The organism is Sorangium aterium (assembly GCF_028368935.1).
Classification (GTDB): domain Bacteria; phylum Myxococcota_A; class Polyangia; order Polyangiales; family Polyangiaceae; genus Sorangium; species Sorangium atrum.
Map to the genome: position 1 here is coordinate 3666335 of NZ_JAQNDK010000001.1, position 20666 is coordinate 3687000.

A 20666-nucleotide genomic window follows, 5' to 3' on the forward strand; every position below is an offset into this window, starting at 1 on the left:
GTGCGACCGTGACATGTCACGCTTGCTCGTCACGGTGGGGCCGGAGGCTAGCTCGCCGAGACTGCACCGCCTCCAGCCCCCTGATCCTACCTGGCAGCTCTGCCTTCTCCCGGTTTGAGCGCGCGGTCGGCCCACGCACCGGGAATCGAAGAAGCGCGCCAAGTCGAGGTCCACGATGCGATGCTTGCGACGGAGCAGTCAGAGCTCTCCGCGCCCTGCGGCCTCGATCGACGAGAACGTGTGCCTCGCGTGCCGCCCATGCAACGAGTTCGAGGCAGGCGCCACAAGAACTTCCATGTCGATGAAGCCGCCATCCGGGATGGATGAAAGATTCCAGGCACATGCGAGCCCGCGTGGTTCTTATGCTAAATCATGTTAACAACAGTCGAAGACGGGGATGCGTGAATAGCCTCCGGTGCTAGGTCCCTCCGCAGTACCTGCCCATGGGTGGGCAGGAGGAGGAAACCACATGCACTTGCTCCAGCACGTTCAGAAGCTCCGTCGTTTCACTCCGTCCCGCTCCCTGGGCTTGCGTGCCCTGGTGGGCGTCGGCCTCCTCGCGGGGGCAGGCCTGCTGCTCCCCGAGGTGGCCTCGGCGCAGGAGGACCCCATTCCCTGCCCGTTCGACAACGTCCTCTGCCTGTTCGAGGAGGAGGGCTACGGCGGGGAAATCTTCAACGTCCGGGCGCTGAACCCGCAGGTGGGCACGTGCGTCAACCTTCCGGAGCACGGCTGGGAGGGAAGGGCACATTCTGCCTACAACACCAACGGCGCCGGCGCCGCGATCTTCCAGAACGAGAACTGCATCGGCTACCCGTACCCCGTCTACGGCGAGAGCGGCCTGAGCCCGCTGCCGTTCGTTCCCAAGAGCGTCTACGTCTTCTGACGCGATGATCGGGCGAAAGGCGATGGGCAGCGCGGCCATCGCCTGGAGGCCGGGACGAGCCGGCCGGATCACAAAAAGCAGAACCGCGCGGGCCACCAACGCGGGCTGGCGCTCGGGGATGCGCGGGGCACGAAGAGGCCCAAGAACGAGGGCGCCGCTGTCATCCCCGACGGGTGACGGGCTCTTCGGTGGGCGGGAGGGGCGTGGCGGCGCGGGGGCGCGGCGCCACGGCCGCGCTCAGTACATCAGGTTGCCCTGGCCGAGCACGAAGGTGATGTTCTGACCGAACTGGGCCCGGGCGGTCGTCACGCGCGCGGTCGCGTTCACGATGCGGTTGCGGCGCTCGACCGCCGAGCTCGCCGCGAGGCCCTGAGCGATCTCGGCGCGCGCGAGGTCGAGCTGCTGCGCCGCAGCGGGATACAGCGTCATCGGGGCCATCACCTCGATGGCGTCGTCGATCTCGACGCGGGCGAGCTCCATCAGCTTCTGCTGCACGTCGGCGCGCGTGTTCGCGAACTGGTCGACGAGCACCCGCGCGGCGTCCAGCCGTTGCTTCGCGATGTCGGCGTTGAAGGCGGCGTTCAGCGCGCGCAGGAAGCGAGCGATGGCGTTCGCGTCGAGCGGCACGAGGTTGAGCGGCGTCCCGAAGCGCTGCTCGAGCTCCTGGGCGGCGGGAGAGAAGAGGAAGGGCGTCGAGGCGTAGAACGTGACGGCGTCGGTGAGGCCCGGATCCGCCTTGTCGTTGATCTGCAGGTTGTTGTGGAAGAAGGGCGGCGTGTCCGCGGCCTCGATGAGGGGCGGCGGGTTGAAGGTGCCGTTGCCGAACGAGTTGGGGAAGCCGATGCCCGTGGCGTCGAAGTTGGGCGCCGGCAGGTCTCGCCCGCCGAAGCCGCCGTCCGCGAGGAACTCGCCCCCGAAGCTGCCCCCGTTGAGCGGCGACCCCTTGGTGCGCGTGCCGGTGTCGAAGTTGCGGTTGTTGCCGGTGTCCTGGAAGTTCGCGCCAGCGTTGTGGTGGCACAAGTTGCAGCGGCCGCGGTTCGGGTCCATGAACGCTTGCCGGCCGTCCTCCGCCTCCGCGTCGAACAGGCGAACGCTCGCCAGATCGAGCTCGTTCAGCCGGCCCAGGCTGAGCTGGAAGGCCAGGGTCACGTCCTCTTCTTCCGGTGTCGGCAACCGGAAATCGACGCCCGGCTCGCGGGCGAGGCGCTTGGGAAAGTGCTGGGTGATCGCGTCCTTGAGGAAGCCGCGCAGCGTGCCGTCGCTCGAGCCGTCCCCGCCCCAGCCGGTCCGCTCCGTGGGGGGATTGGTGGTGCCGTCCCCCGAATCCGCCCGGATGCTGGTGCTGAGCGAGAGGACGTGGTTCACCCCGCGCGAGACGAACCGGTGCGTCGGATCGGCGAAGCCGTCCACATTCTCGAGGATGGCCGCGTCGTCCAGCAGATCCGATGTCTCGAGCTCGGCGAGCTCCGGCACCTGCCGGAACACGAAGAGCGGGTCATTGGGGTTGGTTTGGTCGAGGGCTTGGATGAACGGCACGTCGAGCGTCGTGTTGTTGGCCACGGGGTGGCAGGTGCCGCAGGTGCGGCCGTTGCCCTCGAACGTCTCGTGGAAGAAGACCCCCGCGCCCGCGCAGATGTCCTGCGAGACGAGCCCGGCGACCACGCGCGGATCCTGCGCGCATTCAGCGAGCCGATCCGCCAGGGCGAGCGATTGCGAAGCTTCATCGAGGGGCTCCGGAATCTCGTCCTCTGCCTCCGAGCACCCCCCGGCGAACAGCGCCATTCCGACCCCGCACGCGAGCAGCAGCCCCATCTTCGAGCGTCCCATCGAGCTTTCTCCGTTACAGGCGCAGCGCCCGGCCGTGGCGAGCGGCCACGAGCAGGAAAGCGGCGCGTTTCATCCACTCTTCAGCTGTGGTCGCGGAGCCATTCGAGCCGCCCGGCGGTGCGGCGTGGGCCTCGTGAGCCACGCCCCGGCGGGGAAACCGCCGGAGAGGCAGCCCTCGCCGCCCGGCGCGCGAGGCCGCGCGCTGGGGGCGTCAGGCGGTGCTAGGAGCGACCGCAGGCGAGCGATGATGTAGCTGAAGAAAAATGATGTTCAACGTTCGGCGCGGCGCAGGGCTCCATTTTTAAAGATTCTTTACAAACAGGCCCGGGAGGAGGCACGCGGGGGCGCGCGCCCGTGCGGTTCCCGCTGCGTGACGCCGGCGCCGACGCTCACCGCGCTGCCAGCCGCTTCTGTTTTCGCAGAGTGAAGCCGGCCCATGACGATGGGTCCGAGCCCAAGGACAGAGAGGTCCTGTGGCTCGTGATCGAGTGGCCGGCCTGAGCGCCACTTCGCCGACTTGGATCTCGTGGTGGATGGTCAGCTCGTCGTCGAGCTCAAGGCCATTGAGGGCATTGCCCCGATCCACGTTGCGCAGCTGCTGTCGTATCTCAAGGCGGCAAGACTTCGGCTTGGCCTCTTGATCACCTTCAAAGTGGCCTTCCTCCGTACCGGTGTCAGGCGTGTGGTTCATTCCCCGTAAATTTGGCGTTCTTGGCGGTTCCTCTCTTTCCTCGACGAACCTCCCGCGGTACTGCTAGATAGATAGCCGCCCTCTGGCAGCGGTCGGCTGGACAGCGGGCGTGTGCCGGCAGGCTACGAGTCGCTCGGGTCGCGCGCCGGATCAGGGCTCGAAGCCCTGGAGCGGCGGCCCACATAGCGAAGACGGCTGAGGTCTGCGTGGAAGAAGACCCGCTGGATCTTCCCGTCGGCCACCGCGAGCAGCAGCGCTGGCGGACTCGAGCTCGTTCAGGCACAGGCGCGTGACCACCGTCGTCAGATACGCCTTCGGGGAGCTCGCCTCGACCTCGTGGCTCCCCCAGCGAAGCCACGCCTCCTGCACCATATCCTCGGCGCGCCCCATGTCGCCGAGCATGCGGTACGCGAGCGCGACGAGGTCCCGACGACACGACTCGAACTCGGCGAGCCGGCGCGCGGAGGAGCTGGTCGTCATCGGAAGGATCTCGCATCCATGAGCGCGGCGCTCAAGCTGACCGCCCCCTGGCGAGCCCCACGGTCTCCCGCGCGTGGGTGCGTTGCTCGACGCAATCGAGCATGAACGCCGCGACAGCGCGGAACGACATGACCGCGGCGCCCGCCGGGAGCGCCTCTCCCGCGCTCCGGTAGCTCTCGTCCCGATCGTCGACCAGCCGGGGCGGCCTCGCGATCGTGAAGTCGCAGCGGCTCGCCCGGACGACGGTCTCCATCGCGACGAGGTCGCGCAGGTGGTGCTTGAGGAGCCAGCGGAACACCGGACGGGCGGCGAAAACGTGGCGGAGATCGTGCAATTTGTCGGAGAGGGGGCGCCGCATCGCAGCAGGTCCAGGGACGTGGCGCCCGGCGGCGCCGCGGGTAGGGCCCCACGGCGCCGCCGACTGGCCCGCTTGCTTGTCTACATTACGCTGAGCTCATCCGTTCTTCCCAGGCACGAAGCGGAGCGACGCGAGGCGCAGCAGCTCACCAGAGCCGCCCTTTGCCCTCAGGTAGACCTCGTGGGAGCCGGTGGCGCTCACCTTGCATGTCACGGTCGTCCAGGTCTCCCAGCCGCCGGTGGCGGGGACATCGCAGGTCGCGACGCGGCGGCCGCCCGCCAGCGGGTCGAGCCATACCTCGACGGCGCCGCCCTTCGCGCTGGAGGCCTGCAGCTCGATCTCGACCGACGCCACGCCGCCGCTGCCCAGATCGACGCTGCCGTACATGGCCCAGTCGCCGTCCTCCAGGCCGCCCAGCACCGGCCCTGCCGACTGGCTCGACACAACCTCGGTGCCGGACTCCTGGTCCGGCTCCGCGGCCGCGATCGCGGTGAAGCCGTCGCGGTACGTGAACACGTCGAAGTCAGCGCTCGCGTTGCTGGCAAAGACGCCGGCCTGGCTGCCGACCCAGCCCATGTTGACGGTATCGTAGTCCTCGAGCGCGCCGATTTCGATCGGCTCGCCCACCTGGGTCCAGGTCAGGCGGTCCGTGCTGAACCAGCCGGTGGCCTCGTGGTCCTTGCCGTGCACCAGCTTCAGCCAGAGGGTGCGCTCGGCCGGCGCCGGGGCATCGAAGCTGATCTCGGTCGCGTCCACCGCTTCATAGGCGCTCTCGTCGGCGTTGAGGACGGGGACGACCGACCGGAACGAGAAGCGGATCCGGTCTTCTGCGTCCGCCCGGACACGCGCCACCGACACCTCCTGGCTGATGGGGTGCACCCACGTCGGGAACGCCGTGAGATCCTGCTCCGGGACGGCGTTGCCCAGGCGAACGCCAGCCGCGTCGCCCTCCGCTTCGGGGGTGAAGTCCATCCTCACGATCATCGCCTTGGCGTGCAGCGCGTCCTTCTGGATCACCCACCGCGTCTCGTCCTCCGCCGGCTTGAGCCGGAGCCAGCCGGCGCGGTCGGTGACCGAGTAGCGATCGGACGGCATGTTGCCGTAGAAAGTCCAGGCCGGTGCGAGCTTGTCCCCGGTGAACTCGTCGTTGACGGGCAGCAGGAACGGGATGTCGCTGGGCGGCAGCGCCGGCGCCGGCGCCGGCTCGCCCAGGCGACCATTCACGACCGGGACCCCGGCACCGCTCTCGTCGTCGATCCAGGTCACCTGGCTGAGCAACCCCTGCCGGCCCAGGCCACGCCAGTTGCTTTCGCACTCGTACGAGTGGGAGAAGACCCACCACGTGCCGTCGGCGATCTGGAACGGCGCGGTGCTGTGCTGCGCGCCGCTGAACGGGGCCTCTCCCTTGAGGACGCTGCCCAGCGGCGTCCAGTCCTCGGGGTTGCTGCTCAGCGTGGCCGAGCGCCACCCGTACTGCTCGCCGCCGCACCCCGTGTGGGTCGAGTCGAAGTAATAGTAGAAGCCGTTTCGCTTCGTCATGGTGGGCCCCTCGGCCCAATTGGCCTCGACCGCGCTGTCGGGGTTGGCCGCGGGATCACCGCACCCCCCGTTCTCCACGTCCCAGTTGACGAAGCTGAGATCGATCGACTCGCCGCTGAGCTGCCCGGTCTCGGGATCGAGCTTCTGGAGCAGGTTGACGCCGAAGTTGTTCTCCTCGCCGCCCGTCCCTCCATTCCATTTGCACTGCCCCGCCTTCACGACGAGGTACGTGGTCCCGTCGTCGTCGACGAACACCGAGTCGTCATAGCCGGTCCCGCGGTCGAACGATACGAGCTCCGGGTCCTCTCCGGGCGGCGTGTAGGGGCCCACAGGCTCCACGTGGACGGGCTCTCCCCAGGGCCCTGCCAGGCTTTCGGCCTCCGCGAAGTACTGGTTGAAGTTGACGGCGAAGTAGACCCTGTAGCCGGCGGCGACCTTGACGATGAAGCCGCCCCACGTCCCGCCCCCCGCCGAGGTCGAGGCCTCCAGGCCGGACCACGCCGGATCGACGACGCGCGACACGCGCTCCCAGCGGATGAGGTCCCGCGAGTGCAGGATCTCGACGTTGGGTGAGATGTTGAAGCTGGAGCCGGTGATGTAGAAATCGTCCCCCTCGATGTAGATGTTCATGTCCGGGTGATCGCCGGGCAGGATCGGGTTCAGGTAGGTGGACTGGGGCTTGCCCGGCCAGCTCGCTGTCTCGAAGGCGGCGGTCAACGTCTTGTTCCCGTCCACCGTGACCTCCACGACGTCGTCCGCCTCGCTCGCGGCCCCGCTCCATCCCGTGAAGTCGGCGCTCGGCGCGGGTCTGGCGGTCACGGTCACCACTGTGCCGGCCCTGCGCAGGTAGGTTCCGGGCGGAGGATCAGTCGTCCCGTCCCCCTTCGCCTCGATGGTCAGGGGATATTCCACGGGCGCTACCTGCTCGTCCACTCCGCAGGACATGGGCAGGGACCCGATCAGGATCATCGCCGTAATGCAAGCGCTGTGTTTTCTCATGGTCATGTCCTGGGTCGTTCTGGCCGCCAATCCCGGCTACGAGGATCTCTGGCGGGTGTGCATGACGGCCCGTGCAGTCTTCGGATCGAAGGGACGAGCGCGGGCCCACTGTGAACGCTCACACGACGGGTGTCAATTTCCCTCGCGACGGGCGCGAGGTCGACCGGCTGGCCGGTGCGGCGGAGCGGCCTCTGCTCGATAAGTGGTTATCGAAATCGCTGCCGCCCGGCCAGTGCTCCACCCCCTCCACGCCCGACGGTCTCCTCGAGCCGGATTGGCCCCGACCAGCGCTGATGTGGGCGAGCGCGGTGACGCACGGAATCTGGGATCAAGGGCAGCGCAGCTCGCGGTGCGACCAGGAGTGGGCCGAAGCGGCATCGCGCTGCGCGGCGCGAGGCGCGTCGAGCGGCGGCCGCCCGTCGGCAGCGCAGGCGCCGCGCCGGTCCGTTCGCCATGCCGCGTACAGCAGCGGGATCGAGGCGACGACGAGCGTCGAGGCGAGATCGCAGGCGATCGCGACCCGGCGCGCGCCCACCCGGTCGATGACCGAACGAGCTTAGTGAATACCGATGCCCTCGGCCGCCTGGATCGATCCGGTTTTGTTCGGCGCTCTTCGTGGAGTGGGTGCGCTCATCGCGGCAAAGGTGACCCACACATAAGGCCTCACGTCCAGCTCAGGAGGGCTGCGTCGAGAGGCAATGAAGCCGATTTGTGCTGGATTTCAAGGTCGATCGGCACAGCCGGCGCGCTCGGTGAAAATCCAGGCTAGCGCTCCGCCGCCTGATCGCCCGCTAGAGCACCGATCACGTTGATCGAGCGAGAGATGTGCCGCCAAGGCGCCAAGGACGCCAAGAACAGAACACAAACTTGGCGTCCTTGGCGCGCTTGGCGGTTCAAAATGCTGCTCTTTTCTGGGGTTTCAACCCGTTTGTCGCTCTAGTACTACAGCCGCACTTGGTCCGAGGCGCGGCTGTAGGCATCAAAATCGTCGAGAAATCCGTGTTTGTCCGCTCGTCTGCAGCCGCAGATTGGCCGCAGGTGCGGCTGTAGTACTAGCCTATCGAGAGGATTGGAGGAAGGCATGCAGCACGCAGGGGGCGCGGCCCCGGACATCGGCCCCGCGACCCCGGACATCGGCGCCGCGGCCCCAGACATCGGCGCCGCGACCCTGAAGCGGGTCACCCGTGGCCTGATGCCGCTCTTCTGCCTCATGTACCTGATCGCGTACATCGACCGGCAGAACGTCTCCTACGCCAAGCTGGAGATGGTGGGCGCCCTGGGCCTCACCGAAGCCGCCTACGGCCTCGGCGCCTCGCTGTTCTTCCTCGGCTACTTCCTGTTCGAGGCGCCGGCCAACCTGATCCTCGTCCGCGTCGGCGCCGGGGTCTGGTTCAGCCGGATCATGGGCACCTGGGGCCTCGTCACCATCGCGCTGGGGTTCACCCAGAGCCCGGCCATGTTCTTCGTCCTGCGCTTCCTGCTGGGCGTGACGGAGGCCGGGTTCTTCCCGGGCGTGCTCTACGTCCTGACCCTCTGGTACCCGCATGCGCACCGCGCCCGCATGATCGGCGCCTTCATGATGGCCAGCGCCGTGGCCAACGCGGTGGGCTCGGTCATCGGCGGCGCGCTGCTCGATCTCAACGGCCTCCTGGGGCTGGCTGGCTGGCAGTGGGTGTTCGTGGCCACCGGCGCTCCCGCCGTCCTGCTCGCGCCTTACGTCCTCTGGCGCCTGCCGAGCCACCCCGAGCAGGCCCGCTTCCTCACCCCCGACCAGAAGGCCTGGCTCGCCAGGACCCTCGCCGCTGAGCCCCGCCAACAGGCGGAAGGCTCCCCCTGGCGGGCCTTGCTGGATATACGAGTGATGGCGCTTGCCGGCCTGTATGTCGGCTTGCCGCTCGGCGCTTACGGCCTCAGCTACTGGCTGCCCACCCTCGTGAAGGGCTTCGGCGCCTCGAACATCCAGAACGGCTTCATCAACGTCATCCCCTGGGTCTTCGTCGCCTTGGCGCTCTGGTGGGTGCCGCGCCATGCCGCCCGCAACGGCGTCAGCGCCTGGCACATCTCCGGCCCCATGCTGCTGGGCGCCGTCACCCTGGTGCTGAGCGTGGTCGTGCCGGGCGCAGCGCCCAAGTTCGCCCTGCTGTGCGTCGCCGCCGCCGCCATCTTCGCCGGCCAGCCGGTGTTCTGGAGCGTGCCCCAGAAGCTCCTCGCGGGCCCGCACGCCGCCGCCGGCATCGCCGCCATCAACTCGGTGGGCAACCTCGGCGGCTTCGTGGCCCAGAACGTGGTGCCGCGCATCTACGACGCGACCGGCAGCCAGCTCGCCCCCATGCTGTTTCTGGCCGGCTGCCTGATCATCGCCGGCGTCAGCATCCAGGTGCTCGTCCCCCGGCTGGCAGGCTGGTAGGGCGCCGGCGGAGAATGTCGCGCGGCGGTGCAGTGGGCTCCGTCTGCGTGGCAGCGAGAGCGCTGACCTCGCCCGCGTGGCGCGGACGGTTCATGACGCAGTGGTGGTGGTGCCGTGCGGCCTGGGCAGGCCAAGCTGATAACCACGGTCCGGCACCGCAAACTCGCCCGGAAGGCGCCTCGACCAACACGCGCCCTGCGCGGACTTGACTTTCGGATCGCGTTTGGGTTTTCTAGCCCCTCGGAACCCGGGTCCTCGACGAGAAGAGCTGGAACCTGTTCGACGCCGACATCCTGAGCTGGTGGCTCGCACCCGGCGTCAACCGACCTTCCCTCGCATCCCCGATAACGGACCTCGACCGATGACAACCAAGAAGCCTCTGCGCAGCCAAGCCTGGTTCGCCCGCCAGGACAAGATGGGGTTTTACTACCGCTCCTGGCTCAAGAACCGAGGCTTCCCGCAGGACCAGTTCGACGGACGGCCGGTGATCGGGATCTGCAACACATGGTCCGAGCTCACGCCCTGCAATTCGCATTTCAGGACGATCGCCGAGCATGTCCGCTGGGGAATTCTGGAGGCCGGCGGCTTCCCCCTCGAATTCCCGGTGATGTCGCTCGGCGAGACGATGCTCCGCCCGACCGCGATGCTGTTCAGAAACCTCGCTTCCATGGTTGTCGAGGAATCGATCCGCGCCAACCCGCTCGACGGCGTCGTGCTCCTGATGGGCTGCGACAAGACCACCCCCGCCCTCCTCATGGGCGCGGCGAGCGTCGATCTGCCGAGCATCGGCGTCTCCGGCGGCCCCATGCTGCGCGGCGTCTACAAGGGCCGGCCCATCGGCTCGGGCACCAACACCATCTCGATGAGCGAGCAGCTCCGCTCGGGCCAGATCACCCTGCATGAATTCCACGAGGCCGAGGCCTCGATGCACCGCTCTCAGGGGCACTGCATGACCATGGGCACCGCCTCCACCATGGCCTGCATGGTCGAGGCCCTCGGGGTCGGGATGCCGGGCAACGCCGCCATCCCGGCGGTCGATGCCCGCCGCAACCTCCTCGCCCGCGAGGCCGGGCGGCGGATCGTCGAGTTGGTTCGGCAGGACGTCGTGCTCTCGCAGATCCTCACCCGCGAAGCCTTCGAGAACGCGATCCGCGTCAACGGCGGCATCGGCGGTTCGACGAACGCCGTGGTGCATCTCATCGCCATGGCCCGGCGGATCGGCGTCGAGCTCGACCTTGACGACTGGGACCGGCTCGGCCGGGAGGTGCACTGCCTCGTCGACCTCATGCCCTCGGGCCGATTCCTCATGGAGGATTTCTTCGAAGCCGGGGGCCTGCCGGTCGTTGTCCGCGAGCTCGCCGAGAACGGACTCATTCACAAGGACGCCATGACGGTCAACGGCCGCACGATCTGGGAGAACAACCGGAACGCGGAGTGCTGGAACCGGGAAGTCATCCGCACCGTCGGCGCGCCCTTCAAGCCGAACGGCGGCATCGCGGTGCTGAAGGGCAATCTCGCGCCGGACGGCGCGGTCCTGAAGCCCTCCGCGGCCTCCCCGCACCTCATGAAGCATACCGGCCGCGCGGTGGTATTCGAGACGATCGAGGACCTCCACGCCCGCATCAACGACGATGCTCTCGACATCGACGAGACCTGCATCATGGTGCTCAAGAATTGCGGTCCGAAGGGCTATCCGGGCATGGCCGAGGTCGGGAACATGCCGCTGCCGCCGAAGCTCCTGCGCCGGGGCGTCACCGACATCGTCCGGATCTCCGACGCCCGCATGTCGGGCACTGCCTACGGCACCGTCGTGCTGCACATCGCGCCGGAGGCGGCGGCCGGTGGTCCCCTCGCCCTCGTCGCGACCGGCGACCTCATCACCCTCGACGTCGAGGCGCGCAGCCTGCACCTGCACGTCAACGACGTAGAGCTGGCCCGGCGTCGCGCCGCCTGGACGCCACCCGCGCCGCATGCGGACCGCGGCCATCTCAAGCTCTATGTGGAGCGCGTCCTGCAGGCGAACGACGGGGCCGACTTCGACTTCCTCGTCGGCAAGAGCGGCGCGCCCGTCGCCCGCGACAATCACTGAACCGGAGATCCACCTTATGCCACGCGCCGCCTCTTCCCCCTTCGCGGGCGTGTTCCCCGTCGCGCCGACGCCCTTTCTGGAGAATGGCGATCTCGACCTGAACGGCCAGCGCCGGGTGCTCGACTGCATGGTCGACCAGGGCGTCGACGGCATCTGCATCCTGGCCAATTATTCCGAGCAGTTCCTGCTCACCGACGCGGAGCGGGAGACGCTCACGACGCTTTGCCTCGACCATGTCGCCGGGTGCGTGCCGGTGATCGTGACGGTCAGCCACTTCTCGACCCGCATCGCCGCCGAGCGCGCCCGCCGCGCCGCCGCCGCCGGCGCAAGCCTCCTCATGCTGATGCCGCCCTATCACGGCAGCGGGCTCAAGGCCGATGAGACCGCCATGGTCGAGCACTTCGCTGCCGTCGCGGAGGCCGGGCGGATCCCGATCATGGTCCAGGACGCGCCCCTGAGCGGCATCGCGCTGTCGGTGCCGTTCCTCGTGCGCCTCGCCCGCGAGGTCCCGGAAGTCCGCTACTTCAAGGTCGAGGTGCCCAGCGCCGCCGCGAAGCTGCGCGGCCTGATAAAGGCCGGCGGCGACGCCATCGAAGGACCGTTCGACGGCGAGGAATCGATCACCCTCATGGCGGATCTCGACGCCGGGGCGACCGGCACCATGCCGAGCGCTCTCTTGCCGGATCTCATCAAGCCGGTGGTGGAGCATCACCGGGCCGGGCGGCGCAAGGAGGCGGCAGCGGAATACGCGCGCATTCTCCCCCTCATCAACTACGAGAACCGCCAATGCGGCCTGCGCGCCGCCAAGGCGGCGATGGCCGAAGGCGGCGTGATCCGCAGCGACGCCGTCCGCCACCCCCTCGAGCCGCTCCATCCGGCGACCCGGGCGGGCCTCCTCGAGATCGCCAGGGAGCTGAACCCGCTCGCGCTCCGCTGGGGCCGGTAGGCGCTGGAGCCGTGAAGGCGGCCCCTTCGATGCATGGATAAATTGTTGATATAGCGCCGTTTCTTTCAGGAGGGCCGGATCGCGGAAAAATGTTCTGTGAGGATAGCCCACGCAAAGCCATTCCGACCTGTCAAGAATTTCCCGCCAACGACCGGCAGTTGACATAACGTACACACAAAGTACGATCCACTGATCCACCTACAAGAACCAACAGATCCAACGAGTTCACTCGGCCGTGGTATATTGTCTACACCACGCTGGCGCGCCGAAGTCGTTAGTTTACCGACAGGTTAATTAACCGAACGTTTAATCATGATGCTTTCCGACGCACCCCACGTCGACGCCCTGAGCGCCACCTTCGCGGCCCTCGCCGATCCGACGCGCCGGTCGATCCTGACGTAGCTGATGGACGGCCCCGTGTCGACAGCCAGTTGACATAACGTCCAAAAGTACGATCCACTGATCCGCCTACAAAAACCACCAGCTCCAACGAGTTCACTCGGCTGTGTAATATTGTCTACACCACGCTGGTCGGCGCGTTTCCGTCGAATTGGCTGGCGCACGCCGCCCCGCGCTTCGATCTCGTGACGTTCCCGCTGCCCGTGACCACGCCGGCCATCACCATCGCGCAGGCGTGGCACCCCCGCTTCGATGCCGACCTCGCGCACCGGTGGCTGGGCGACCGGCTCCGCCGCGTCTACCGGTCGATCGCGGAGCGCAGGGCGTAGCCACGCCCGGCCGAGCGGCGCCGTGTCGGGGCGCCGCGGACGTCGACCTCGGATCGGCCTCGCAGCGCCGCCGACGCCGCGGGCTCGGCGCGCTTCGTCGCGCCCGCTTGCGGGTCCTGCTCAGGAAACGCAGCGTCTCGACCTGGGTGCCGTCCTGCCCCGTTACCATGTCGCCAGAACAATCCCAGCTGGAGCCGCGCGCAACGGCACCTTCTTGGCAACACGCGACCTCGCCCAGTTCGCGCGCAGAGCGCACATAGACGCATGCCCTCCCACGTCGGTGAGGCGGCGGAGGAACGGGGCGGGACGGCCGGCGGGACTTGACCCCTCGCGGTGCGGATCGGTACCATGCGCATGTTGGACCTCGGCTGGTACGGGGTTCGGCTACGCGGCTTGGGGGGTTGGCGCACCCGCGCGATGCTTGCCGTCCTCGGCCCCTGCTGTGGGTTGCCAACGCATGCAAGTGCATTTACCGGCTCCCACGGCTTTGCCTGGTTCTTGTTTGCGAGAGCGCCGCAGCGGCCGGCAAAGGTCGAGCGAGCGCGACGAATGGCCACCCGCTCGCACGCGGGGACATTGTTGGACTGATAGAAGGGAGAGACCGCGGGATGAACGAGACCCTCAAGAGATATGTGGACGTCGGGCTCCTGATCGGCGCCGAGATCGGCACCAAGATCGTCGGGGCCATCGCCCTGTGGATCGTGGGGCGCCTGGTCATACGCGGCATCCTTCGCTTGCTCGATCGAACGACGAAGTTCCGCAACATCGACGAGACGCTCGCGCGTTACCTGCACTCTGTCGCGAGCGTGCTGCTCAACATACTCCTCATCATCACGGTCCTCGGCGTCTTCGGCGTCCAGACCTTCACCTTCGCCGGGATCCTGGCGGCGACCGGGGTCGCCATCGGTATGGCCTGGTCTGGCCTGCTCGCCAATCTGGCCGCTGGCGTCTTCATGATCGTGCTGCGCCCTTTCAAGGCCGGCGACGTGGTCACCGTCGCCGGCGTGACGGGCATCGTGCATTCGATCGGCCTCTTCGTCACGTCGGTCGATACCTTCGACAATGAACGCACCTTTCTCGGCAACAACAAGATCTTCGGCGAGATCATCAAGAACCACTCCGATAACCCCGTCGCACGCTTGAACATCAATGTCCAGCTTCCCCACGGCGCCGACGTGCACAAGGTCATCGCGGTATTGAAGGAGAAGCTCACCAATGCGCCTCATGCCGCCAGCAACCCAGCGCCGTTCGTCGAGATGGTGGGCATGACCCTCTCCGGCCCGCTGCTCGTCGCGCATCCCTACGTCGAGAGCGCGAAATACCCCTTGGCGCTCGCCGCCGCACACCTGGTCGTTTATGACGAGGTCGCGAAGCTTGGCTACCCGACCCCGGCGCAGGCGGTGGTGCTCCGCGAAGACGGAGCGCGGCTCGCGGCGGTCAATGGGCACGACGCGCGTGGGCTCTCGCAGGTGTCAAACAGCGGGACGCCCGAAGCGCCCTGATCGGTTCCTGCAGCCCGGCCTGCCCCACCCCGCGGCGCGGGCGCGGGCTCCGCGGGCTCATGGCCAGGCGGTGATCTCGACGGGCCGCTTCATCCGCGTATCCTCGGCCACGAACACCGCCCCGCTCTGCCCCTCGGCCGGGAGGGGATCCCCCGTCGCGCGGTCGAACCTGAGAATGGTTCCGGGTGCCGCGTAGTTCATCGCGTCGAACCCCACCGTGAACAGCCGCCGCACCTCCCCGAACGTCAGCCCGCCCATGTGGTTGCCTCGCGGCGTGGTCCCAGTGAAGCCCGTGGGCAGCGTGTCGAGGAGCGCGCCGGTCGCGTCGTAGCGCCGGATGTCGGAGGATAGACATGTTGGGAACGTGGCGTCCGCAACCTCGTCCCCGCAGATCCTCGCAGGTGCCGACCGCACCGGTCCCATCGGTGACGTCGACGCATCTCCGCCGTCGCCTGCGGGCGGTGGCACCGTGCTCGCTCGTGTCCAGGCGCTTCGCCCCGCTGCGCGGGCGCCTGCGGCGGCCCGGACACGAGCTGCGCGCGGTGCCTCACGTGAAACGTGGGCGACGGCGGAGGGGCGCTCCGCTGGGGGCTCGAGCTCGGGGCAGGTGGACCAGGCTGGCCGCGAGGGCGAGGTCGAGCCGAGCGAGCTCATGACAGCGAGCCTGCGGAAGGGCTGGCGCCCTGCTTTCGTCGAGGCGAACCTTGGATTGCAGAGCAAAGCAGCTGCGCAAGGGGGCGCCAATGCAGAGGACCATCGGTCTGGATGTGCATGCCGCAAGCACGACGTTTGCGGTGGTCGGGGAGAGCGGCAAGCGGCTGGGGTCGCACTTGGTCGAGACGAACGGCCAAGCGGTGGTGGAGCAACTCAAGGCGATCGCCGGCAAGAGGCACGTGGTGCTCGAGGAGGGGACGCAGAGCGGGTGGCTCTACGAGATCCTCTCGCCGCACGCGGAGGAGATCGTGGTGGCGATGGTCTCGGAGAGCCGAGGCCAGAAGAGCGACGAGAGCGACGCGTTCCACCTGGCCGAGCAGCTGCGCACGGGAGCGCTCAAGCAGCGCGTGTTCAAGGAGGTGGGCGAGCACAAGAGGCTGGGCGAGCTGGGCCGCACCCACGCGATGATCGTGCAGGACGTGGTGCGGGCGCAGAACCGGATCAAAGCGTTGCTTCGGTCGCGCGGCGTGGCCGTAGAGGGCAAGAGCGTGTACTCGGACAAGGGCCGCGAGGAGTTTTTGAAGCAGCTGCCGGACGCGAGCCGCGGGGCGGCGACGATGTTGTACGCGCAGTACGATGCGGTGGAAGCCATCGGCGGCGAGCGGAGAAGGATCTCGTCGCCGAAGCGCACCGACACGCGATGAGCCGGGTGCTGGAGTCGTGCCCAGGGCTGGGTCCGATCCGGGTGGCGCAGCTGATGCCGATCGTGGTGTCGCCGGCGCGGTTCCGGACCAAGCGGCAGTTCTGGTCGTAGTGCGGCCTGGGGATCGTGATGCGCTCGACCTCGGACTGGGCCCGGAAGCCGGACGGCGGCTGGGTGCGGGCCGAGGTCCAGAAGACGCGCGGACTGAACCTGAATCACAATCACACGCTGAAGCACGTCTTCAAGGGTGCGGCGACGACGGTGATCACGCAGCTCGCCACCGAGCCGTTGCATCAGGACTACCAGCGGCTGATCACAGCGGGCACGAAGCCGAACCTGGCGAAGCTGACGCTCGCCCGCAGGATCGCCGCGATCGCTCTTTCGATGGCGAAGAGCAAGGAGAAGTACGACCCGACGAAGCATCGCAAGCAAGGCTAAAAACTCGTCTCACGTGTGGAGGTATCAATCCCCAAGAGAGGTGTGATCGCCGGCGCAGCAGCTGGAGACGAGCAGGGTTCAAGGGTGAGTATCCATTGCGCGGATGGCACGAGGGCAGTCGCCCCGATGTCCCAAGGATAGGCTATGCCCCCTCGGAGTACCGAAAGAAGCCATGGTCAGAAGAGGCCCAGATAGAAGGATGGTTCCCGCTTTCTGCGCGAGAACAACGGGGCTTCGATCTCGTCGAGGATGCCAGCGAAAACAGCACGCAAAGGGAGCGACCGTCATCCTCCGTATTGGCCAGCGGTTCCGATGCCAATCGCGGACGCGTGTCGACCGGGAAGCGCTCAAGGCTCGCCGCGCTTGCCAGCTGAACGCGGGCAAGCCACGCCGTGCCAGCCAGCCGAACCCGGACAAGCCACGCCGCACGTGCCGACTGGGAGCGGGCGCCTCCGTTGAAGAGGACGGTCGGCGATCGGAGGGGATCTGTCTTGACACTACGTTCCATAGAAGCTCGCGCAAAGCCATTCCGACCTGTCAAGAGTTTCCCGACAACGACCGGCAGTCGACATGACGTACAAAAAATCACGATCCGCTGATTCACCTGCAAAAGCCAGCAGATCCAACGAGTTCACTCGGCTGTGGTACAAGGAAAGCGGCGCAGCGAAGGTGAGCCGGTAGCGGAAACGGTAACAGCGCCCTTGGTCTGCTTCCCCTGCGCTTGGAAGGGCGTGCCAGGTGCGGGCGAACGCTTTTTTGATGGCTGTCCCTCCGCCCCCAGTTGGTTTGGCGTTCCGTGTTCTGCCGAGCCGCACCGCGTCGAATCCTTGCCACCTGAACCGCGCGTAGCTTCCGAGTTGTCCTTCCGTGGTATCGAAGGGACGCGTGGTATCACGGCGCTGCGCCATTTCGAGTGCGGTGCGAGCACACCTTGTCGTGAGCGGAGTCATCACCGTGAGCTCGATCGGCTGCGGCTCGGCTACCTCATGTTGCACGGGGGCGTGCCGACGGAGCGGCGGCCTCTGCTGCTTAGATGGAGAGTCCACCGGGCCCTCCTCGCACGGAGGCTCCTCGGATACGGAACGTCACGGCGCGGGCATGACCAGGGTCAGCCCATCGTGCGCGCCGAGCTGCGAGATGAAGATGGTCTGCATGTAGTCATACGTCGGGTCGTAGGTGTACAGGAACCCGTCCTGATCGATCTCCCAGAACTGGTCGGCGATCGGATCGTACGCGAGGCCGCCGGCGTTGGTGGGCTCTTGGTATGCCAGCAACGACCCGGCGCCGTTCGCGACGTCGATGGCGAAGAGGGGTGCATAACCGGCGACGAACCCGACCAGCTGGTCGCGGGTGGTGTCGTAGGCCATGCCGTCGTAGCTTCTGGGGGGCGTCCCGAGGAGGGTCGCGGCCCCGGTCGCCCTGTCCAGCTGGTAGAACCCGGGTTGGCTCCCGCGCGCGCTCCCGTACAGGTTGCCAGTCCTCGGATCGAGGCCGAGCCCGAACATTTTGTCGACGCCGTGGATGCCCACCAGGGTGGCGGCCCCGGTGGCGATGTCCACCGTGTAGAGTCCTTTGTTGGCGCGCCCGTCGATCATCCACAGGGTGCCGGTCGCCTCCTCCCAGGCGAGCTCGCCGATGTCGAAGCGCACGCCGAGCGGACCGACGTCCTCGAATTTCCGCGTCCGCAGGTCGAACCGGCGAAGCATGTCGTCCTCCTCGCGCACGGTGTAGAGGAACCGGCGCGTGCCCTCGACTTGGCAGGTCGCCGAGCAGCCGTCGCCGTTGACATGGCCGCCATCGTCGCACTCCTCGCCCGGACCGACCCTGCCGTTGCCGCAGGGGGACTCGGCGACGCACGCGCCGCTGATGCATATCGACTCCGCGGTGGTCGGGTCGCCGTCATCGCACGCCGTGTCGTCGGGCGCGTTCGGGTTCGTGCAGAGCCCCGTCCTTGGGTCGCACGCGCCCGCGACGTGGCACGCGTCCGGCGGCGCGCAGGTCACGTCGGCGCAGAGGCTCGGCTCGCAGCTGTAGACGACCGTGACGCGCGCGAACGCCCCGCCGAGCTCCTCGCTCCGGCTCAGCCCGTCGCAGCTCGGCGCGGAAATATTCACGGAGTTCACCCCGCCGAGCACGTACGAGCTGGGATTCACGTCGGTGAACGAGGCGAGCTCGTGATCCGAGTCACAAGTGCACGATCCGATAGGGTCGAAGTTGCCAATCGCGGCGCCATTGAGCGACACGGCGCGGACGCCGGCCTGGAAGGAGCAGTCGATGCCGCTCTCGAGCTCGACGTCGACCCGGCGAACGGAGGAGAACCCGCGCCGTCGGTGGCCTTGACTTGAATGGTGTAGACGCCCGGCGTGTCCGTCGAGAACGTGCCGACGGGCCCAGGAAGGCCGAGGACCGGGGAGGACCCGCTCACCTTCGAGCCGATCTGCCAGGTGATCGAGATCGCGTCGCCATCGGGATCCTCTGCGTCCACGGTGATCGTGGCCGTCTCGCACAGGGTGATGAACTTGCTGGGCGCGATGTCGAGGCTGTTGATCTTTGGCGGGGAGTTCAGGGCGACCACCGCGTCGAGGAGGCCGTCGGTATCCCCGCGGCACTGGGACACGAGCATGACTTCCCTCGTCCACTGCCCAGGGACATCCACCACCGTCTCGGCGGGAGCGCACTCTTCCGACGGCGAAGCGTCGTGCATCGGCGTAGCGCAGACGCGGTAATTGCCGCGAGGCAGCACGAACGTGCCCTCCGCGGCCGCGTGCGCCCCGGAGCCCGTGACGAGCTCGTCGTCGTAGGGCACGTCGCCGGCGAGGGGCACATCGATGTCGAGGGCGCTGGTCGCCTCCGCGATCGCCGTGTCCCTGCAGGTGCTGCTGGCGCCGACGACCTTGTAGTGAACCGCCGTCACGTCGTGCCGCTCGCCCCGGATCGCGAGGGCGGCACGGATGACCCCGGTCTCCGCAGCGTCACCGCCGTCGATCCCCTGTTGGCCGCACGCCGGCAACGCGAGCGCGAGCGCGACGGCCGTCGATCCTTGCACGAAGTCTCTTCGTCCCCTTCTCATCCTATCACCTTCCTGGGTTCTTCTCTTGGGTGGTGTGGTATCGATGCTCGAGCGTCGGCGATCCGGAGATCGAGGTCGCTCTGCCGAGGATTCCGCCGTTCGTGCACGTCATTCCGGCGATGTCAGCGCCTGGGTCGCCTTCATCGTCGTCGTTCCCTGCAGGGACGGGAGCCCCGCCGACACGTAAGTCCTTACGGGGACTGAGATGCTCGCAGATCTGCTCGCATTCAACCTCGCGCACGTGCCGTGGCCTGCGGCCGTGGATGTGGGGCGGCGCGGTCACCTCCTCCGATCCCGGGAAGCTCGTTCGGGAAGGCGGCCGAGGTTTTCGCGGGCTCGGACTCCGCGGTCCCCGGCTTCACGGGCTCGGTGAGGCGCTTGCCGAGCAGGACGAACAGGAGGATGAGCCCGACCGTGAGCAGGATGTGGCCCACCCCCGCGGTCCACGGCACGGCCTCCGGCACGTGGTAGCCGAGCACGGTCGCGATGCCGTGGACGCCCATCATGCTCACAGTGATCGCGACCCCCGCGTTGTAGAACCAGAAGAAGTACGTGAACAGCGTCGTCCCGGACAGCTGAAACTGCTTGTCGAGGGCGAGGACGATCAGGAAGCCCAGCGTGCCCAGGGCGAGCAGGTGGGTGTGCATGAGGGCCAATTGGGTCTCGCCGGTGAAGTGATTGACCTTGGTGAACTCTCGGTAGAACAGCCCGGAGACCACTCCGACGATCATGCAGACGTGTGCTGCGTTGTACGACTTCCGCATTTCGGTGCTCACTCCCTGTGATCGACTATCGCCCCGATAGGACTCCTTCAAGCGCTCGGTAGGGTCACGCACGGCGGCGGAGCTGCAGCACGCCGAGCGCGATGCAGAGCACGGCGGTGCCCCAGTGGATCGCGAGGTAGCCCGCGTGAGCGCCGCGCCACGCGAGCACGATGGCTCCGTCGACGACGGGGATCACGGAGCCGAGGAGCAGCGTGAGCGCCGCGGCGCGCCGCTCGCCAAGGAGCGCGAAGGCGATGAGCAAGGCGCCGACGGAGAGGTCGCGCACTCCCTTGGCGACAGCGTACGCGGCGAGGCCAGCGAGCGGCACGCCGAAGGCCGCAGCCGCGGTGCCGGGGACAACCAGGAAACGCGCGCCGATGAAGCACAGCGTGAGGCCGGTGAGCAGCGTGGCAATGCCCGCCCCACCGAGGCGGCGCAACGGAAGGGACGAGGCGGAGGAAGCGATAGTGGCGTTGTTCATGGGCTGGATGTAGCCCTCAGCGGACGCGCCCGCGATGGCCGGCGCGCGCAACGAATGTCCCTGAACGCTCACGTTGCGAGCGCTATAGATCATCGCTAGGCTCG

At 67.6% G+C, this 20666-nt stretch carries 19 protein-coding genes; 10 read left to right on the top strand and 9 right to left on the bottom strand.

The features are described 5' to 3' along the window. Positions 1–469: 469 nt before the first annotated feature. On the top strand, positions 470–886 hold the full coding sequence (locus POL72_RS13550; protein WP_272095605.1) for a peptidase inhibitor family I36 protein: 417 nt from the start codon (positions 470–472) through the stop codon (positions 884–886). Between the two features lie 237 nt (positions 887–1123). Here POL72_RS13550 and POL72_RS13555 read toward each other — a convergent pair whose 3' ends face one another. After that, positions 1124–2713 (bottom strand): nitrogenase component 1 family protein, encoded by a 1590-nt coding sequence (locus POL72_RS13555; RefSeq protein ID WP_272095606.1) that lies wholly within the window; start codon positions 2711–2713, stop codon positions 1124–1126. Between the two features lie 517 nt (positions 2714–3230). Here POL72_RS13555 and POL72_RS13560 point away from each other — a divergent pair. Beyond that, complete coding sequence (locus tag POL72_RS13560; protein WP_276596441.1) at positions 3231–3413, top strand: GxxExxY protein; 183 nt, start codon at positions 3231–3233, stop codon at positions 3411–3413. A gap of 141 nt (positions 3414–3554) precedes the next feature. On the opposite strand, the gene POL72_RS13565 is transcribed toward POL72_RS13560, so the two are convergent. From POL72_RS13565 to POL72_RS13575, 3 genes are all read right to left on the bottom strand, one after another. Continuing rightward, entirely contained in the window at positions 3555–3884 is a 330-nt protein-coding gene (locus POL72_RS13565) for a sigma factor (protein WP_272095608.1), read from the bottom strand. A 31-nt stretch (positions 3885–3915) separates the two neighbouring features. Then, complete coding sequence (locus tag POL72_RS13570; protein ID WP_272095609.1) at positions 3916–4242, bottom strand: NAD(P)H-binding protein; 327 nt, start codon at positions 4240–4242, stop codon at positions 3916–3918. A 96-nt stretch (positions 4243–4338) separates the two neighbouring features. After that, entirely contained in the window at positions 4339–6693 is a 2355-nt protein-coding gene (locus tag POL72_RS13575) for a family 43 glycosylhydrolase (protein ID WP_272095610.1), read from the bottom strand. A gap of 1168 nt (positions 6694–7861) precedes the next feature. On the opposite strand from POL72_RS13575, the gene POL72_RS13580 reads away from it, so the two are divergent. The 5 genes from POL72_RS13580 (at position 7862) to POL72_RS13600 (ending at position 14452) form a co-directional block, all read left to right on the top strand. Further along, positions 7862–9187, top strand: coding sequence for an MFS transporter (locus tag POL72_RS13580; protein ID WP_272095611.1), 1326 nt, complete (start codon positions 7862–7864; stop codon positions 9185–9187). Between the two features lie 205 nt (positions 9188–9392). Then, positions 9393–11276, top strand: a complete 1884-nt coding sequence (locus tag POL72_RS13585) for an IlvD/Edd family dehydratase (protein ID WP_272095612.1) — start codon at positions 9393–9395, stop codon at positions 11274–11276. A 16-nt stretch (positions 11277–11292) separates the two neighbouring features. Next, positions 11293–12222, top strand: a complete 930-nt coding sequence (locus POL72_RS13590; RefSeq protein WP_272095613.1) for a dihydrodipicolinate synthase family protein — start codon at positions 11293–11295, stop codon at positions 12220–12222. A gap of 584 nt (positions 12223–12806) precedes the next feature. After that, the gene (locus POL72_RS13595; RefSeq protein WP_272095614.1) at positions 12807–12950 is read left to right on the top strand and encodes a hypothetical protein; all 144 of its coding nucleotides are present in this window, start codon (positions 12807–12809) and stop codon (positions 12948–12950) included. A 608-nt stretch (positions 12951–13558) separates the two neighbouring features. Continuing rightward, positions 13559–14452 (top strand): mechanosensitive ion channel family protein, encoded by an 894-nt coding sequence (locus POL72_RS13600; RefSeq protein WP_272095615.1) that lies wholly within the window; start codon positions 13559–13561, stop codon positions 14450–14452. Positions 14453–14509: 57 nt separating this feature from the next. On the opposite strand, the gene POL72_RS13605 is transcribed toward POL72_RS13600, so the two are convergent. Then, positions 14510–14866, bottom strand: a complete 357-nt coding sequence (locus POL72_RS13605; RefSeq protein ID WP_272095616.1) for a hypothetical protein — start codon at positions 14864–14866, stop codon at positions 14510–14512. Positions 14867–15195: 329 nt separating this feature from the next. Here POL72_RS13605 and POL72_RS13610 point away from each other — a divergent pair, with 329 nt between their 5' ends. The 3 genes from POL72_RS13610 to POL72_RS13620 are packed head-to-tail and all read left to right on the top strand — an operon-like array spanning position 15196 to position 16247. After that, complete coding sequence (locus tag POL72_RS13610) at positions 15196–15810, top strand: IS110 family transposase (RefSeq protein ID WP_272095617.1); 615 nt, start codon at positions 15196–15198, stop codon at positions 15808–15810. Continuing rightward, positions 15807–15920: a transposase gene (locus POL72_RS13615; protein ID WP_272095618.1), complete on the top strand. Its 114-nt coding sequence runs from the start codon at positions 15807–15809 to the stop codon at positions 15918–15920. Before POL72_RS13610 ends, POL72_RS13615 begins: the two co-directional genes overlap by 4 nt. 18 nt (positions 15921–15938) lie before the next feature. Beyond that, entirely contained in the window at positions 15939–16247 is a 309-nt protein-coding gene (locus tag POL72_RS13620; protein WP_272095619.1) for a hypothetical protein, read from the top strand. A 1085-nt stretch (positions 16248–17332) separates the two neighbouring features. Here the strand turns inward: POL72_RS13620 and POL72_RS13625 are convergent. From POL72_RS13625 to POL72_RS13640, 4 genes are all read right to left on the bottom strand, one after another. After that, complete coding sequence (locus tag POL72_RS13625; protein ID WP_272095620.1) at positions 17333–18400, bottom strand: hypothetical protein; 1068 nt, start codon at positions 18398–18400, stop codon at positions 17333–17335. Next, positions 18397–19293, bottom strand: coding sequence for a PKD domain-containing protein (locus POL72_RS50955; RefSeq protein WP_272095621.1), 897 nt, complete (start codon positions 19291–19293; stop codon positions 18397–18399). The genes POL72_RS13625 and POL72_RS50955 overlap by 4 nt, the downstream gene beginning before the upstream one ends. 251 nt (positions 19294–19544) lie before the next feature. Then, on the bottom strand, positions 19545–20093 hold the full coding sequence (locus POL72_RS13635) for a DUF2871 domain-containing protein (RefSeq protein ID WP_272095622.1): 549 nt from the start codon (positions 20091–20093) through the stop codon (positions 19545–19547). Positions 20094–20145: 52 nt separating this feature from the next. Next, positions 20146–20562 (bottom strand): DUF4267 domain-containing protein, encoded by a 417-nt coding sequence (locus POL72_RS13640; protein ID WP_272095623.1) that lies wholly within the window; start codon positions 20560–20562, stop codon positions 20146–20148. Positions 20563–20666: the final 104 nt, after the last annotated feature.

Coding starts and splice junctions, on each gene's coding strand:
- POL72_RS13600 (WP_272095615.1), top strand. CDS start 13,559: ATGAACGAGACCCTCAAGAGATATGTGGACGTCGGGCTCCTGATCGGC.
- POL72_RS13550 (WP_272095605.1), top strand. CDS start 470: ATGCACTTGCTCCAGCACGTTCAGAAGCTCCGTCGTTTCACTCCGTCC.
- POL72_RS13640 (WP_272095623.1), bottom strand. CDS start 20,562: ATGAACAACGCCACTATCGCTTCCTCCGCCTCGTCCCTTCCGTTGCGC.
- POL72_RS13565 (WP_272095608.1), bottom strand. CDS start 3,884: ATGACGACCAGCTCCTCCGCGCGCCGGCTCGCCGAGTTCGAGTCGTGT.
- POL72_RS13555 (WP_272095606.1), bottom strand. CDS start 2,713: ATGGGACGCTCGAAGATGGGGCTGCTGCTCGCGTGCGGGGTCGGAATG.
- POL72_RS13590 (WP_272095613.1), top strand. CDS start 11,293: ATGCCACGCGCCGCCTCTTCCCCCTTCGCGGGCGTGTTCCCCGTCGCG.
- POL72_RS13570 (WP_272095609.1), bottom strand. CDS start 4,242: ATGCGGCGCCCCCTCTCCGACAAATTGCACGATCTCCGCCACGTTTTC.
- POL72_RS13615 (WP_272095618.1), top strand. CDS start 15,807: ATGAGCCGGGTGCTGGAGTCGTGCCCAGGGCTGGGTCCGATCCGGGTG.
- POL72_RS13610 (WP_272095617.1), top strand. CDS start 15,196: ATGCAGAGGACCATCGGTCTGGATGTGCATGCCGCAAGCACGACGTTT.
- POL72_RS13620 (WP_272095619.1), top strand. CDS start 15,939: ATGCGCTCGACCTCGGACTGGGCCCGGAAGCCGGACGGCGGCTGGGTG.
- POL72_RS13580 (WP_272095611.1), top strand. CDS start 7,862: ATGCAGCACGCAGGGGGCGCGGCCCCGGACATCGGCCCCGCGACCCCG.